Consider the following 17,158-nt stretch of genomic DNA (forward strand, 5'->3'; position numbering starts at 1 on the left):
AATCCTTGCTCTAGGTGGCGGCTCTCCAATGGATGCGGCTAAGATCATGTGGGTTATGTACGAGCACCCAGAAACTCACTTTGAAGAACTAGCAATGCGCTTTATGGATATCCGTAAGCGTATCTACAAGTTCCCTAAAATGGGTCAAAAAGCTGAACTGGTATGTATTACTACTACTTCAGGTACGGGTTCTGAAGTTACTCCATTCGCTGTTGTAACTGACGATAAGACTGGCGCTAAGTACCCACTAGCTGATTACGAAATTACGCCAAACATGGCTATCGTTGATGCTAACCTAGTTATGAACATGCCTAAGTCTCTAACAGCGTTCGGTGGTTACGATGCAGTAACTCACGCTCTTGAAGCTTACGTATCTGTTCTAGCGAACGAGTACTCAGACGGTCAAGCTCTACAAGCACTTAAGATGCTTAAAGAGTACCTACCATCTAGCTACAAATATGGTGCACAAGACCCAATCGCTCGTGAGAAAGTACATAACGCAGCAACGATTGCTGGTGTAGCGTTTGCGAATGCTTTCCTAGGTGTGTGTCACTCAATGGCTCACAAAATTGGTGCTGAGTTCCACCTTCCACACGGTCTTGCTAACGCGCTACTTATCTCAAACGTTGTACGTTACAACGCGAACGATAACCCAACTAAACAGACTGCTTTCTCTCAATACGACCGTCCACAAGCACGTCGTCGTTACGCAGAAGTTGCTGACCACCTAGGCCTAAGCCAAGCTGGTGACCGCACTGCACAGAAGATTGAGCGTCTACTGACTTGGTTAGAAGAGCTTAAGAAAGACCTAGACATCCCACTATCTATTAAAGAAGCGGGTGTTAACGAAGCTGACTTCATCGCTAAACTAGATGAGCTTGCGGTAGAAGCGTTTGATGACCAATGTACTGGTGCAAACCCACGCTACCCTCTAATTACTGAGCTAGGTGATGTTCTAAGTGCTTCCTTCTATGGTTCAAAATACCTAGAAACGCCTTTAGAAATGAACGTAGATAAAGAAGGTATTGTTAAAAAAACCAAGCCTGAAAACAAAGAACTTGTTCAAGTTTAATACAACGTAGCATCATAAACTCTATGCCCATAGATTATTGGTTTTTCTATGGGCTTTAACTTAGTAGTATCAGTTCATATCATGATGGATTGTGGTAGATCATTTAATTCTGCCCCCTCTTTAGAGACTTTTGTTATTAGCTATCGTAAGGCAAGCCCACATTAACAGAATGTGAATGAGTAAAAGCACTAACAAGAAAAGGGGCAAATATGAGTTACCGATTTAACTAATTTACTAGATTGTGGATTGGCTGATGAAACGTTAAGCAGTAAACGACACCACCACTCAACTTATTTAGAATTGAACTGTAAGCACTAAATTCAACTTGAACTGAGAATGCCAATCGTTGCAAATCTGTCTTATCGATTTACTAGGTTACTTTGTATTACGTACCCATTTCTTACCATCTTCTAGTGAACGCTTAATCTTTTGGGATTTAGAAAGCTCACTAACTGCTTTGGTGAAATCTGACTCCGACAAACCAAGCTTGTTTTGAAGTTCGGCATCTAAATAAGTAGGAAGCTTTAGGGCTGCATATATTTTGGCTTCAGGTGAGCCAGTCATTGATTTTGTGATTACAGTTTGTGGTTTTGTGACTACAATTTTCTTACGATCCCATGAAGCTCTTGCATGTTTACCTTCACCTTTCGGTAGATCTTTTCGGGCGATTAGCTGCCCTTCAAACGTAAAGTCGGAGGATATTTTTACAATTAGAAGCTTATTAAAGTTTCCAGCGCGTTTCACTTTCACTTCTTCTTTATTCTTTTCAGGAGAAATCGTTTTTATTTCGATGAAGTCATTTCCTAGCTTTCCGTCAGACCCTTTAGTATGTGGTTTATGCCGCTTAATCCCATAGTTAACTTCGGCATATAACTCTCCTAATTCCCCCCAAATCTGCAAATAACGATTTGTAAACTCGTAGAAAGCTTCGGCATTATCCACCAGATCCTCAAAGATCACCTTTAACTTGGGGTTAACTTTGGATAACTCTGAATTGAAATTACTATCAGTCGCCTCCCATTCTTTAGGAGATAACCCTAAAGCATGTAGATCTAGGTTAATATCATATGGGTTATACCCGCAAGCTGCTGCGTCACTTATCTGATCAGCGCTATAACCTTCATTATGCATGTCATGTAAATGATCCCAGTCACCCATTTGACCTCCTCATAGCTAAAACTGTATGTAAATGCCTCGCGCTTTACAGACGCAACTCTTCCGTATCTACGTTTTTATTATTTTGCTGTCGTCTATTGTCATACTCAATAAATATAATGCTATTGTGTGAATCGAAAGCGATATTCGTAAGAAGCCTACCAAAAATATCTGTATAACTTTCGTACATATGGATTGGTTTAATTTATTCTATTCTAGAACGTTCGAAGGGCTCCGTTCGGCGGAGCTAAGAATAATGGGGTAGAAGTGTTTTAGCATTCCTGCACCATGGTTCGCATTGACATCAATACTAATCATCACGGGCGCACCACCTTGATGCTTGTCTTGAAATTAACGATACAATGACTTGGTCGACTCTCTGACGATTAGATCAATGGGTGGTAAACGAGCTTCATGTCGCTCGCCAGATAACAAGTTCAAGATCGACTGAGCACACACCTCGCCAATCTCTTCAATCGGCTGCCTCAAAGTCGTCAATGCTGGCGTGAAATACTTCGACGTTGGTAAGTCATCAAACCCTATTACTGACACATCTTCTGGCACTTTGTACCCGTGATCATGGAGCGCCTTAATCGCCCCATAAGCCGTTTGATCATTGGCTGCGAACAGAGCAGAAAAATGAATCTTCGACTCGATTAATTCCACGGTTTTCTCATAGCCACTTTCACTACTGAAATCCCCTTGCTTGACGAGCTTTGGCATCACCTTAATGCCCGCTTCTTGAAGCGCTTTCTTATAGCCTTCAAAGCGGTTACCTGCGTCTGGCTGGCTAGAAAGCCCTTTGATATGAGCAATATTCACGTGCCCCTGTTGGAGCAAGTGGAGGGTTGCCATGTAACCACCCAACACATTATCAATGTTAATTGAGCGAACATTATCTGCAACCATGTCATAGCCCACTGCAACAACCGGAATGTCTTGCGCATACTTAGCGATGTCCTCTTTGGTAATGCTGCCTGTCACGATGATCATGCCATCGACATTACTCTTAGCTAAATACTCCAAGGCATGTATTTCGAGCTTTTTTTGCCAATGCCCGGTAGCTATCACTAACGAATAGCCTTGAGCTATCAGGGTTTTCTCCATGTCGTTAAGAATACGACTGGTATAAGGGCTATCAGGATGCTGCACCAATACACCAATCGTTAATGAACGGCGATTAATGTTTTCCTGCATTTGAAAATTCGGCTTATAGCCGGTGTCTTTGATTGCCTGCTCGATATTCTGGCTTTTATCATCCGACACATAGGTTGTTCGATTAAGAAAACGAGAAACCGTGCTTGGAGAAACGCCAGCTAGCCTCGCTACATCGTATACGGTGGTTTTTTTAGTTTTAGTGCGCATCTCAATACCCTAACCCAATGACATTAAGGGGAGCCCTAAAGCTCCCCATCAGTTTCAACTCAACATTGCTTAAGGTGAAACTCATACTATTTAATTAATATAAGTAGGCGAAAATCATCCCCGGTCGGAAGTAGCGACCCGCGGTATATTTCAAACCTGTGCTCAGAAGCCACTTATGAAGAACCGTAGCTTGATCCGCTGAAATTTCACCTTGTACCATATTAACAAATTTATCATTGTCTTTCGTCAAACTAGGATTAACCCGACCGTCAGACAGCACACAGTTTTGCAATTTAAGTGCATTAATCCACTTTTTCGCATCACTTTGTGACAATTTAAAAGACTCTGAAAGATCTTTCTCATCAAATGAGACTGAACAGTTGAACCCTTCTGGTGCGGCAAATGGAATTTTTGAATAGTCATACAGCGCGGTATACACGGTATCCATTAATGTTTCTGCTTGCTGCGATTTGCCCGCTAAACTCAACGCTGTCGCGACACTAAATTGCACGCCAATCCACACGTCTTGCGCCTGAAAAGCCTCATGTGGAGAACCATCCGCGAGCGTCATATTCGCCACCCCAAGTTTAGGGCTGTTAATCTCGAAGTTATGTTTATAAACATAGTCCAATGCACGCTGAATGCGCTGTTGCGGGAAAATACCCTCTAGGCCAATCAGTTTGAGATAACTATCGGCAAGCAGCGCATCACCAAAGCTATTGTCTGAATCGGGTACCAAGTCTAGATATTCTTGCGTGAAAGCTTGAGGTGCCGTTTCACTCAACAAACGTTTCTTGGAGACACGTTGAGCTACCTTACCGATGTTTATCGAAGTATCGGTTTGTAGATAGTCGTTAAGCATATTCTTATCAGCAATCGCATCACCCGTTAAAACCAACCCCAGAGTTTCCAAAGCTTGGTAGCCTTCACCGGTGAGATGCTTGGCTTGGACAGGCGTCACGAAGAAGTGGTAATAACCCTCTTTCTCATCCCACAAGCTCTGCTCAACCGTGGCTAATGCCTTTTTAGAACGTGTTAGGTAGTCCGAACCCAGATCGTCTTCACCCATTAATTGTGCAAGTTCACTCGCGGCTTGAAGGCCAGCAACCCAGAGGCTCGCACAGTAAATAGAGATACCATGTGAAGCGAGGTTATCGAAGGTATCGTCAGTACCTCGAGTGAGTGGTAAATCATCGCCCTCAGCAATCAAGTTCGATAAGAAATCGATGCTCTCTGTAACGGCTTGCCAGCACTCTTTAACCACTGACATATCTTGTGTGTTTTGGTAATGACGGTACACCATCAGAATGTATTTCGGTGCTAAGTCCTTCCATTCCTTAACATTATGCCAGCTATATGCGTCAGGCTGAATGTCGAACGGGCTACCCAAATCGTGGATTACTGCACCTCGAATCGCACGCACACCTTGGTACTTTTCATCAATCAATTCAGCATTCGGTGTCGCTTCATATTCCCAGTAGCGGCGCTGAGTAAAGTCTTCGGCCAAAATGGCTTTTGAGAACTCTTTCATCACGCAGCCATCAAGTTCAGGTAGCAAATAGAGCAATGAAAATGATCCGTAGAAATACACATCCAAAGAGTTAAAGAATGGGTAATCAACACACTCTTTCACTAGGAACTTATCTTCTTTATCCCATACTGTTGATTCAGCAAGGAATGATAGTGAGTTCATCGCCATCGTCGCATAGCGCAGTGCTGATTCAGGCTGTGATATCTTACTCTGAGCTTGCTCTAGGAAAGCAGTCTGCTGCTCAACGAGCTTCTGCTCAATCACCTCAAGCTTTGGCAAGACATCTTCTAACATAGGTAAGGCAGGTTTAGCTTGAGGGTAGAATTGCGTATAAGCCTTCTCCGAGTTCCAGCCATTAAGCATCACTTTGCTATGTGCCATCACTTGTGCAAAACGCAGGTCTACAGACTCACCCGGCTCCAATTCAACCTGTACCACAACAAGTGCGCTCAATGCTTCGCGCCCTGTGTAAATGCCAGTTTGGAATTCAGCGTTAGTGCGGCCGGTTTTCAATGCGAACTCGGTTTGCTGGGTCACTTTCGAAGTATAAAGCGTTGGCTTAACAGACACCGATACCTTGCCCGACTCCATCAAACGGTTTTCGGCTTGAACACCAAACACCACCTCACCCTCAATGTCACTTTGATAAGGGGACTGACTTGTGAGCTGAACACCAGTAAAACCGTAGCTTTCACCATTAAGCTTCACCGCTTGATGCTGCTGATCAATCGGGTTTTGAGACAAGGTACACGCCGAATCTTGAATCCCATCACGACCTTTCCGGTAGGTTGAACCGATCAAGTTTTGTAGAGGTTGAGCAAGAGTAATCACGCGTGTTTGCTGTGATTGGTTAGTAAGTTGGAAGTGGTTCCAGTGCATCGGCAAAGAACAGAGGCGTTTATCCTCCTTAACGATCGGCGAGACTACCTTTCGCTTTATATTAATACCATCAAAACTATTATATTGATATTCAGCTAATGGATATAAAGCCTTATATTCTATATCGCTACCATTAACACTTTCTATATCACTATTATTTCCCGCAGTTAGTGATAACTGTCTCGCTGTACCATTTATTAATAAACCATTAAAGAAATCTAAGGCTACATATAATTGACAATCAATCGATGATGAATCGGATTCAATTAATAATGTAGTCTTATTAGAAAACTCGACATTCCACTTTATAAAGTTATCTTTATTTTCTTTATAGAAATTACCATTTTCTAATGCGGCACGAATAAGGTTAATTGCATTCGAAATATTTTCTTTATCTATCTTCTTTCCATCGAATAGCGCTGGGTAAAAATTCAGGTGCACACTAAGCTCTTGCTCGTTAAGAACTTGGATCTTTTCAGTGGTCGGCACATCCATCACTGACGCATAAAAATCATTAAAATTAATAGCTTGTTGTGAGCAGTCGACAAATATCCCTGGAATGAAACTGAAGTTTGGCGTGTTGCCATTTGGCGTCAGTGTAAATGTATTACCGATACCACCGATTGCCATGCCGGTATTTTCTGGTGTCGTAGAAATTGGCGTGTACCAAGGTTGAATAAATTCAACTGCATCACCTTTTTTACACAGGTGTTTTGAATTTCCTGAATAGCTTGTATATGGAATTTTATTATTCATTTTAAAACCGCCATTGAATATTTTTTTCTTCTTGTTAATATCTTTAAAAAATGGAGACATCAACATGTTTAAAATTATAAATGAAAAATTTGGAAATATTGACTCTGTCACATTAATAAACCACCAGCATGGTATAGAACTTCAAATAATCAATGGGTTTGGTGCTGTTATAAATAAATACATTGTAAATAACAGTCCATTCTCTTTTATTTGTGGTTATCAGAATTATGATGAACTGATCAACCAACATCCGTTCTTTTCCCGCAGTGCTAAATTATTCCCTTTTCCAAACCGTTTAAACTTAGGTCGTTACAGTTTCGAAAACCAAAACCATCAACTCCCAGCTAACTTTCCTTGGTCAAATCACGCCGTACATGGCCTGCTCTACAACCAACCTTTTTCAATCAAAAACAGCGTAGCCAATGAAGAGTCAGCCAGTGTGACGCTGCAATATCAGACGTCATCTTTGCACCCTGCTTTCCCGTTCGCTTTTAACCTTGAAGTCACCTTCACTATCGACATCACAGGCAAGCTATCTTGCTCGACAACTGTCTCTAATTGTGGTGATTTCGCCTTCCCATTCGGTGATGCTTGGCACCCTTATTTCTCGCTTGGCACTGACTTGAAACAGTGTGGGCTTACCATGTCATCTTGTGCTGAGGTCATACACGAGAACGACCTACCTAATGGTGAAAAACAGGCTTTTGACCGTTTGTCTTTGGCTGATTCCCTAACGAATCAAAGCCTAAACCACTGCTTTGAATTTGATTCAAAGACAACTAACCAACTGACTTTCACACGCTCAGATTCATCTGCCGAGATTCACTATCAACAAGATGCGAGCTACCCATTTGTTCAGCTGTACACCCCAACGAGTGAGCAAAGTATTGCAATAGAACCAATGACTTGCCCTGCCGATGCTTTCAATAACCAGATTGGCTTATTGACGCTTAGCCCGAACCAGTCTCAAACCTTCACTTGGCAATGCCAAGCTGCCTATCAACCAAAATAATCGAGCTAAACTAGAGCAACTGCTGAATGCGAAATCAGCCCCCCAGAGAGCGCATTGCTAGCGAAACGAAAGAGCAATAAAGGGCGCATAAAGCGCCCTTCTCTTTGTTAACCTAAAACTACTTCTACCGTGTGCTCGCCAGAGGTAAACACCGGTGCTTTGTTGCCTGAAATCAGATCACCATTGACCTTCATCTCAACCACGCCCTTACACACGTTATTCGGGTTCGTGACATGAATGTTGTATGTTGCACCGCGGAACTGACGACGGACTTTAAACTCAGGCCATTCAGCCGGAATACAAGGGTCCACCAGCAAGCCATCTACTTCAGGTCGAACACCCAGAATCCACTGCGTACCCGCAACGTATGTCCAAGATGAGGTACCAGACAACCATGCATTACGGCCTAGACCGAACTGTTTATGTTCGTCACCCAAGATGTTTTGTGGGTAGCAGTAGGGTTCTGACTCAAAGGTATCAATGTCGTCGTTCTTAGAAGCCGGGTTAATTTGACGGTAGTACTCATAAGCACGCTCGCCATTGCCCATTTTCGCTTCTGCGATCATCACCCACGGGTTTGAATGCAGGAAAATACCGCCATTCTCTTTCGCACCCGGTGGATATGTCGAAACGCCACCTAGTTGCGGATCAAAGCCGTTGTAACCCGGTGTTGAAAGCTTGATGCCATTGGTTGTGTTCAGCTTGTTGTAAACCGAATCTAGCGCTTGCGTCGCACGTTCTTGAGTCGCGAAACCAGAAATCACAGGCCAGCTTTGACCATTAGTGTAGATCTGCCCTTGCTCGTTCTTGTGAGAACCAATCGGCAGGCCTTGCTCATCAAAGTAACGCACAAACCATTCGCCATCCCAACCGCACTCATTCACTGTGCTCTGCATCTGTTGGTACTGATCTTTAAACTTGGTTGTTAGCTTCGCTTCACCACGCAACTCACAAAGGTCCAGCATATCGAGCAGGGCTTTGCCGTACATGTTGGCTACCATCATCGACTCAGCACCCGTTGGCAGGTTCACCGTGTCATTCCAGTCAGCAAAACCTAATAACGGTAGGCCGTGCTCACCGGTATTGGTGTAGGTAAATTCAATTGCGCGGCACAAGTGATCCCACACGGTTCCCGTTTCAATTGGGTTGCCCGCTTTGTCTTTTTGGTAGAACGGGATCTCTTTGTTCAAGAAGTCTGCATTGCCCGTTTCTTTCACATATTGAGTCACCGCGTAAATGATCCACAGATGATCGTCACCGTAGTAATCCGGGCGATCTTCTTCTTCACGTGAGTCACCCGCGTTCGCTTCCATGGTCGATGGGAAGAACTGGTGCATCGCAGAACCATTGGTGTTTTGTACCGATAGTAGACGCTCAATGAACTCACGAGCCTCTTCTGGCATATGAGTAATCACGCCCAACGTATCTTGCGAAGAGTCACGGAAACCGATACCACGTGCACCATAACCAAGCTGATACAAAGACAGGTAACGAGACCAGTTTTTAGTGGTGTGGCATTGACGTGGGTTGTGTATGTTAAGCATTGAGTTCATAGCAGGGTCTGGCGTTTCAACCTGAACCGATTGTAGGTAAGAATCCCAGTGCTCAGCCAATTCAGCGAATGCCGAATCAACCACTTGAAGATCACGGTATTTAGACAGCAAAGGCTGCGCTGCTTCTAAGCTCTGTTCTTGCGCGATCTGCACAACCGTACGTTCCGTCTGCTCTGGAGATAACCATCCTAAACGCAGATTTAGAGCACCAATGTTGTCACCACGCAAACACTCAGTATTACCAAGCTCGTCGTTTTCTAGCGCTTGCGGCGCTGCCCATGTTCCGTAGCCCAAATTACCTAGGAACGATTGGCGGTCACCATCAAAAGACGTCGCAAGGCGATCCGCTGTCATCAGGTTCACCGCGTAATCGCGCTTCATGAAGGCATACTGCTCAAGCACGGTGTGACCCGATTCTTGTTGGTGCGCTTTCAATGTCATGGTTTGTGGAACCCAATCGGCATTCAATAACTGCTTAAGTGCATCAAAGTGTGTGAACTCATACACAGGAACCACATCAACGTGCAGCGCTTTGTCTGAAATGTTGGTCACTTTGATGTCTTGCAACAATACTTGGTCGGCTTTAGGCACGAAGAACGTCGCTTCACAACGCACACCAAATGCTTCTGCAATGATGGTGGTGTAAGACAAACCAGTGTGGTTTTCAAACTTATCAAGCGGCTTCAGAGTTGGAGTGTAGAAAGGCGAGAAAATTTCTACGTTGCCCGCTTCGTCACGCACCTTAAGGTATAGGGTCGAGCCTTTGAAATCTGAATTAGGCAGCTGTGCAATGTACTTGGTAATACGGTTCAGTGCCGGGTCGCCCTTACACAACAACACGCCACCGTTGCTATCTACAATGCCACCGAAATCTAATGTGCCCACGTAGTTACACCATTTGATCGGTGTGCACGGCGTGGTTGCTACGTATTCTTTGTTTTTATCGTCAAAATATCCGAATTTCATCATCACTATCCCTAGCCCCTCCCAAATCAGGAGGAGCCAAAACAATTTGTCGTAAGTAGGTTGGTATCAGCTCGTTGGCTGACTTAAGTTGACTGGCTAGCTCGTAATTGACTAGCTCGCTAGCGAGTTCTCGCTAAGTGCGTCAAACAGGTGGAAGGCATCCAAATCCAAGTAAAGTGTCAGTTCTTTCACATCCACCTCAGCGGCTTGGGTCTCAACCATCAGCGGTTGGCCGCCAATTTCTGTTTTCAGAAGAATGCTCGCGCCTAGTAGTTCCTTGTCTTTGATTTTCACAGGGAATGGCAGCACACGGTCGTGATCCACTTGCTCGGCACGTAGGTGGATGTCTGTTGGACGAACACCAAAGTGAAGCGCGAGATTTTTAGAGGCCAGAGACTTAAAACGCTCCGGCAATGGGATATGAACATCACCAAGTTCAACGAAGTATTCACCCTCTTTTTCAATCAGCTTAGCTTCCAACATATTCATTGACGGGTTACCAATGAATTGCGCGACAAATTTGTTAGCTGGGCGTTGGAACACTTCCGTTGGTGTACCCACTTGAGCAACGTAACCGTCTTTCAGGATCACAATGCGATCTGCCAGTGTCATCGCTTCGATCTGGTCGTGTGTTACGTAGATCGTGGTGGTTTTAAGCTCGCGGTGTAGGTGTTTGATCTCTTCACGCATCACACCACGCAGTTTTGCATCTAGGTTAGATAACGGCTCGTCGAACAAGAAAACCTTAGGGGTACGAACCATCGCACGCCCCATTGCCACACGCTGACGTTGACCACCAGAAAGCTCTTTTGGCTTACGGTTAAGTAGTGGATCAAGCTCCAGCATTTTCGCCGCTTTTAGTACTTCTACGTCGATTTCCGCTTTCGGCATGCCTTTCAGTTTTAGTGCGAAAGCGATGTTCTCGTAAACCGTCATGTGTGGGTACAGAGCGTAGCTTTGGAATACCATCGCCAAATCGCGGTCTTTCGCGTCGACTTTGTTCATCAACTTGCCGCCAACTACGATGTCACCAGAGCTGATGCTTTCAAGTCCGGCAAGCATACGTAGCGTTGTCGATTTACCACAGCCAGATGGGCCAAGGAAAACCACGAATTCACCATCTTCAACCGTAAAATCAAACTCTTTGACAACTTCAACATCACCGAATGATTTTTTGATGTTCTTAAATTCTACTTTAGCCATTATCTGTTCTCCTCAGCGCGCTCTAGAAGCATATTTCGATACGCAATTGCGCTCTGTTTCAATGTTCTTTCTTGGGTGGTGTAATCAACGTGAACGATGCCAAAACGCTGGCAATAACCGAATGCCCACTCAAAGTTATCCATCAGGCTCCAAGCGAAGTAGCCATCGACTTTCACGCCAGCTTCAACGGCGTTGTGAACCGCTTCGATATGACCTTGGAAATAACGAACTCGTTGGTCGTCCATCACTTGTCCATTAACACGCTCGTCGTTACCTGCAGCACCGTTCTCTGTGATGTAGATGGGTGGCATATTTTCGTAGCGAGCATCCAAACGCGTTAGCAAATCCGTTAGGCCTTGTGGGTTGATTTCCCAGCCGATGTAAGTGTGCTCTGCGTCAGTCTGTTTCACTGATTCAATGTCGCCATTCTCGTTGAAGCGAGCGACATTGCGTGTGTAGTAGTTGATACCGATGTAATCGACTGGTGCGCTGATGATGTCTAAATCACCTTCTAAAATCATCGGCATGTTCATCGCTTGGCGCTCGACGACCAGTTGTGGGTATTCACCCTTCAATACTGGGTCGATAAACCAGTGGTAGTTCTCTGCTTCACAGTAGTCTGCGGCGCCTTGATCTTGTGGCGTTAGCGGGTAAGCTGGAGTCGCGTTAAATACCACTCCATGCTTAGCATGAGGCGCATTCTTGCGAAGAATCGGCATTGCTAAACCGTGTGCCAACATTAGGTGGTGAGATGCTAAGTAGCCCTCTTTCTCACCCTTGATACCCGGCGCATGTTCGCCCCAGCGGTAACCTAGGAACGCAGACACAAACGGTTCATTGAGCGTGGTGTATACGTCGATAGTATCGCCAAAATACTTGCTCACCACTTCTGCATATTCAGCGAATTTGTAAGATGTTTCTCGGTTTAACCAGCCGCCCTTGTCTTCAAGATATTGCGGAAGATCCCAGTGGTACAAAGTCACATACACTTTCATGCCACGAGCATGGCACTCGTCGATAATCTGACCGTAAAACTCAAGGCCTTGCTGGTTCACCACACCGTCTTGCGGCAGAATACGTGGCCATGCAATTGACAGGCGGTAAGCATCAACACCTAAACCTTGAATCATCTCGATATCTTGCTTCCACAAGTGGTAGTGGTCGCACGCCACATCACCACTGTCGCCGTTATCTACCTTACCTGGCGTCTTACAAAATGTGTCCCAGATAGACGGTGTACGACCGCCCTCTTCAACGCCGCCTTCAATTTGGTATGAAGATGTCGCGACACCGAATACAAATTCCTTACTGCGTAACTTTGAATCACTTGGAAGTTGAAATTTATTCATTGTTATAACCCTTAAACCTAACCTTTAACTGCGCCGGACGTTAAACCACTGATCATCTGCTTCGATGCAAACAGGTAAGTAATAACGAGTGGTAAAATAGAAATTGTGGTACCTAGCATTACCGCGCCCCATGGCGTATTCGGAATACCTTGAACACTTCGTAGTGCTTGTGTGATGACGTAGTTGTCAGGGTTGTTCAGCACCACAAGAGGCTGCATAAACATGTTCCAGAAGAAGACGAACTGCACGATAGCGAGTGTTGCTAGTGCTGGTTTCATCAGTGGCAGTACCACACTCCAGTACGTTCTGAACTCACCTGCACCATCCAGTTTCGCTGCTTCTAATAGCTCTTTAGGAATCGATGCAATCACGTGCTGACGCATCAAGAAGATACCAAATGGTGTGGTGGTAAACGGTAGCCATACCGCCATGTGGTTATCCAACAAGCCTAAGAATTTCACGATCATGAAGTAAGGGATCAAGCTAAGCACTGGCGGAATCGCCATTGAGCCAACCAGCATGCCGAACAACACGTTCTTACCGCGGAACTTAAACACAGCAAACGCGTAACCACCCATGCTACAAAACAGCAGCGAGATAGTGGTGCCTAAGAAAGCCACGTAAATCGAGTTAAACATCGCTTTCCAAAACGGCATGATTTCCAGCAGTTTTGCGTAGTTCACCATTAGGCTATCGCCAATCGCAAAGCTGATGCCCGAGCCGAAGATCTCCGAGCGGTCACGTGTTGAAAGCAGTGCTGACCACACAAACGGGAACACCGTAATGATTGCGGAAACAATCAGTAATATGCCGAGCATGACCATCAAGATCTTAGTCATGATGTACATGGTGCGTTCGCTTGGCATTAGGCCACTTAGTGGTGAGGTATTTGTCTTAATTGATGTCGACATCTTAATGTTCCCCTAAGCCTTTCTTACCGAAGAATAAAAATTGAACCAAAGTACAAGACGCGATGAGTGCAAACAGAAGCCATGAAATTGCTGACGCTGTGCCCATTTCTAACCATTCCCAACCCACTTTGTAGAGGTACATAGAGATAGTTAAACCAGATTGACCTGTACCACCTGTACCACGCGTTAGAACGAACGGTTCTTCAAACATTTGCAGGTTACCGATGATGGTCATGGTGATAGCAAAGAAGATGAATGGACGAATCATTGGTAGTGAAATGTTCCAGAAGCGGCGGAAGGCGTTGGCACCATCCATACGAGCAGCTTCTAAAATATCTTTAGGAATCGTCATTAAACCTGTGGTGTAAAGGACGATGTTAAAACCGGTGTATTTCCAGAAAACCATGATCGCGATAGACGGCTTCACCATAGTCGCATCGTCTAACCAACGGATTGGTTGAAAATCGTTAACCCAAGCAAATGCCCAACCAAACAGCGTGCTATCGGCCAGAGCCATTAGCGTTTGGTTAATAATTCCTGAGTTAGGAGAGTACATGTTGAAGAAAATCAGTGACGCTGCGACCGTTGATGTGATGAACGGTAGAAAGTACGCCGATGTTAGCCAGTGACGCATACGGTCACCCATTGAAACCAACATGTAAGCCACTGGAATAGCGACTAAGTGCTGAGCCACACCCGAAGTGATTGCTAGCCACAATGTGTTCTTTAACGAACGCCATAGCCACGGGTCAGTCAATGCAATGTGATAGTTCTCAAAACCAACAAACTGCATTGCGTCCATGCCCTGTACTGGGTTCCATTCGTGGAACGACAGGTAAACAGAGAACAACAGCGGGAAGATCCCAAATACAGAAAAAATGATCAGAAACGGCAGAAGGAATCCATACGGTGTAAGCGCTTTCAAATTCAGACGAGAAAAAAAGCTTTTGTCCGCAGGTTCTATCGTTGTGCTCGCTGTATGATTCATAGTAACGACCTCTTAAAAAAGGAAGCGCGTTATCCACGCTTCCTCACTTACTCAAAATAAAAACAAATTAAAGATTACGCGTACGACGCTTGATTAGACGCTCTGCCTCTTTCAATGCAGTCTCGATGTCCTTACCTTCATCAAGCACTTCCATCAATGCGTTCTCTAAAATTATAGAACGTGCTACATGGTCGCCTTGAGCTGGAGATACTGGTTTGATGTTCTGCGCCACTTCAGCAAATAGAAGACGCGCTTTCTGACCACCTAGGAATTCCATCTCTTCTTGGAACAACTCATCGTCATACGTAGTTACGTTCGCAGGGAAAGCAGCAATCGTTTCGAAGTGCTTAAGTTGAACTTCACGGTCAGTCGTCATGTATTCAATAAGAGCCCAAGCTTCATCTGGGTTATCTGATTGAGTTGGAATTGAAAGGAATGAACCGCCCCAGCTGCCGTAGATGCCATCAGGTAGGTTTTCTACTGCCCATTTACCTTTGGTTTCAGGAGCAATCCAGTTATTTAGGTGACCAAGTAACCAAGCGCCAGAAAGTTGAGTTGCAAATGTGCCATTGCGGAAGCCTTCGTACCATTCGTTAGACCAAGCCAGGATGCGACCATCTAAACCTTTGTCACGGATCTCTTTTGCTACTTCAAAAGCGTGAACAAAACGCTCTGATGTCACAACTGGGTTGCCATCTTTATCGAAGTAAAGACCTTCACCTTCAGGAACCGTTGTGAAGATAATTGCCTGTGCAACGTCTGCCGCTGAAGCAATAAGTTGTACGTTTTGCTCTTTCAGTTTTTCACCGGCAGCGATGTATGAATCCCAATCTTTGATAGCTTCTTCTACATCAATGCCCGCTTTTTCGAATACATCAGTGCGGTAATACATAACACCTGGACCAAGATCGACAGGTATGCCGTACATGTCGCCGTCAGCGCCTTTACCTTGCGCCCATGCGTAAGGTGCGAATCGCTCTTCGTATTTATCCGCACCGTAGTTTTCAGATAAGTTTACTAGACCACCAGAGCCAACGAATGGACCGATTTTCTCAACGTCGACAACAATCACATCACCAGCACCCGAGCCAGTAGCCAAGTTGGTGGTTAGCTTGGTGTGGTGGTCACCGTGGTTGTTCATAAGGTAATCAACTTTAATCCCTGTTTCCTTTTCGAAATCAGGCAGTAACACCTTCAGGCTGCTATCGAAATCAGGGAAGCCGTCGAAACGAATCTCTTTGTCAGCCGCATTAACAGCCGTTGTACCTAATCCTAAAGCAACCGCGCACGAGAGCGCTAAGGTCTTAAATTTCATGTTCTATCCTTAATGTTTTTATAGGGTAACGAGTAAATCCGATACCGAGTTTCTTGTGACCAACGTCGGCAGCAATTTAAAGTTCACGTCATGTTTGATTTTTTTAAGCTTCTGTAGAGTAAGCTGTACGGCTTCAACGCTCATCTCTTCAATAGGGAAATTAATGGTGGTCAAACTAGGGGTCAGATAGCGCGCGAAGATGGTGTTATCGAAGCCCACCAGTGATACATCTTTTGGAACAGACAGCCCCTCTTGATGCAGCACCTCAAAGGCACCGAATGCCATGTGATCATTCGAAGCAAATACTGCTGTGAAATGACACTTACGATTAATCAGCTTCTTCATAGCACTGATACCAGTCTCTTCAGTAAAGCCCGCTTCCGAGACTAAAGCTTCATCGTAAGGCACACCCGCTTCTTCCAAGGCCTTTCGATACCCCTGCAAACGCCCCCTAGCGTCTGCTTTATCTAAAGGCCCGGTAATACACGCGATATCTGTATGTCCCTTTTGCAAAAGATATTGAGTAGCGAGCAGCCCCCCGACTTCGTTATCAATATCAATACAACTCATCGCCATTTCTGGGATGAAGCGGTTAATTAAAACCACAGGGGTCCCCTGTTCTTCCAATTCAATTAAATAATCATCACTGAGCAGTTGAGTGTGAAGAATCAAAGCATCAACACGACGCCCCAACAAAAACTCCACCGACTCGCGCTGCCCTTGTTCGGTGTTCGAGCCCGCCGCAACAACAGCGTGGTAACCAAAGCGGCGTAGGTTTTCTTCTATACTGTGCAAAATGCCCGAATAGAAAGAACCGCCCAGCTCTGGAACAACAACGCCAACACTACCGGTACGACTTGACGCCAAAGCTTGTGCGATAGAGTTCGGGCGATAACCCAACTCCTTGATCGCTTTTTCAACCTTTAACTTCTTGTCATGACTCACTCTACTAGTGCCATTAATGACCCTAGACACTGTCGCCTGAGACACACCTGCATGTTCTGATACGTGTTTAATTGTCGCCACTCGAACCTCGATACTTCATTAGCTTGTAACCGCTTACAAAACGATTATTAAAGAATTAAGTCTAAGTAGAAGTGAGT

Annotated in this window: 12 protein-coding genes; 2 read left to right on the top strand and 10 right to left on the bottom strand. The window is 44.9% G+C overall.

The features are described 5' to 3' along the window. Window positions 1-1,072 (top strand): iron-containing alcohol dehydrogenase (locus tag FTW16_RS22735; protein ID WP_409994460.1); only part of this gene is annotated, 1,072 nt, incomplete at its 5' end. Window positions 1,073-1,447: 375 nt separating this feature from the next. Here the strand turns inward: FTW16_RS22735 and FTW16_RS22740 are convergent. From FTW16_RS22740 to FTW16_RS22750, 3 genes are all read right to left on the bottom strand, one after another. Further along, window positions 1,448-2,230 (bottom strand): hypothetical protein, encoded by a 783-nt coding sequence (locus tag FTW16_RS22740; RefSeq protein WP_146492544.1) that lies wholly within the window; start codon window positions 2,228-2,230, stop codon window positions 1,448-1,450. A gap of 348 nt (window positions 2,231-2,578) precedes the next feature. Next, a complete protein-coding gene (locus FTW16_RS22745; protein WP_146492546.1) occupies window positions 2,579-3,592 on the bottom strand; it encodes a LacI family DNA-binding transcriptional regulator in 1,014 nt (337 codons plus the stop codon). Window positions 3,593-3,686: 94 nt separating this feature from the next. Further along, window positions 3,687-6,758 (bottom strand): GH116 family glycosyl hydrolase, encoded by a 3,072-nt coding sequence (locus FTW16_RS22750; protein WP_146492547.1) that lies wholly within the window; start codon window positions 6,756-6,758, stop codon window positions 3,687-3,689. A gap of 64 nt (window positions 6,759-6,822) precedes the next feature. Between FTW16_RS22750 and FTW16_RS22755 the strand changes: the two genes are divergently transcribed. Further along, window positions 6,823-7,770 carry an aldose 1-epimerase gene (locus tag FTW16_RS22755; RefSeq protein WP_146492548.1) on the top strand — a complete coding sequence of 316 codons (948 nt, stop codon included), beginning with the start codon at window positions 6,823-6,825 and terminating at the stop codon, window positions 7,768-7,770. A gap of 107 nt (window positions 7,771-7,877) precedes the next feature. Here the strand turns inward: FTW16_RS22755 and FTW16_RS22760 are convergent, their stop codons facing one another. From FTW16_RS22760 to FTW16_RS22790, 7 genes are all read right to left on the bottom strand, one after another. Further along, entirely contained in the window at window positions 7,878-10,292 is a 2,415-nt protein-coding gene (locus FTW16_RS22760; RefSeq protein ID WP_146492549.1) for a GH36-type glycosyl hydrolase domain-containing protein, read from the bottom strand. A 108-nt stretch (window positions 10,293-10,400) separates the two neighbouring features. Then, a complete protein-coding gene (locus FTW16_RS22765) occupies window positions 10,401-11,492 on the bottom strand; it encodes an ABC transporter ATP-binding protein (RefSeq protein WP_019826228.1) in 1,092 nt (363 codons plus the stop codon). Further along, on the bottom strand, window positions 11,492-12,841 hold the full coding sequence (locus FTW16_RS22770; protein WP_029405709.1) for a GH1 family beta-glucosidase: 1,350 nt from the start codon (window positions 12,839-12,841) through the stop codon (window positions 11,492-11,494). Before FTW16_RS22770 ends, FTW16_RS22765 begins: the two co-directional genes overlap by 1 nt. A gap of 17 nt (window positions 12,842-12,858) precedes the next feature. Further along, window positions 12,859-13,707: a carbohydrate ABC transporter permease gene (locus FTW16_RS22775; RefSeq protein WP_017061568.1), complete on the bottom strand. Its 849-nt coding sequence runs from the start codon at window positions 13,705-13,707 to the stop codon at window positions 12,859-12,861. 46 nt (window positions 13,708-13,753) lie between these two features. Then, window positions 13,754-14,740, bottom strand: a complete 987-nt coding sequence (locus FTW16_RS22780) for a carbohydrate ABC transporter permease (RefSeq protein ID WP_146492551.1) — start codon at window positions 14,738-14,740, stop codon at window positions 13,754-13,756. Between the two features lie 67 nt (window positions 14,741-14,807). After that, window positions 14,808-16,055 carry an ABC transporter substrate-binding protein gene (locus FTW16_RS22785; protein WP_060980939.1) on the bottom strand — a complete coding sequence of 416 codons (1,248 nt, stop codon included), beginning with the start codon at window positions 16,053-16,055 and terminating at the stop codon, window positions 14,808-14,810. 18 nt (window positions 16,056-16,073) lie between these two features. After that, window positions 16,074-17,081, bottom strand: coding sequence for a LacI family DNA-binding transcriptional regulator (locus FTW16_RS22790; protein ID WP_146492552.1), 1,008 nt, complete (start codon window positions 17,079-17,081; stop codon window positions 16,074-16,076). Window positions 17,082-17,158 lie beyond the last annotated feature (77 nt).

Origin of the sequence: Vibrio sp. T20 (assembly GCF_007858795.1) — a bacterium.
GTDB lineage: Bacteria > Pseudomonadota > Gammaproteobacteria > Enterobacterales > Vibrionaceae > Vibrio > Vibrio satsumensis.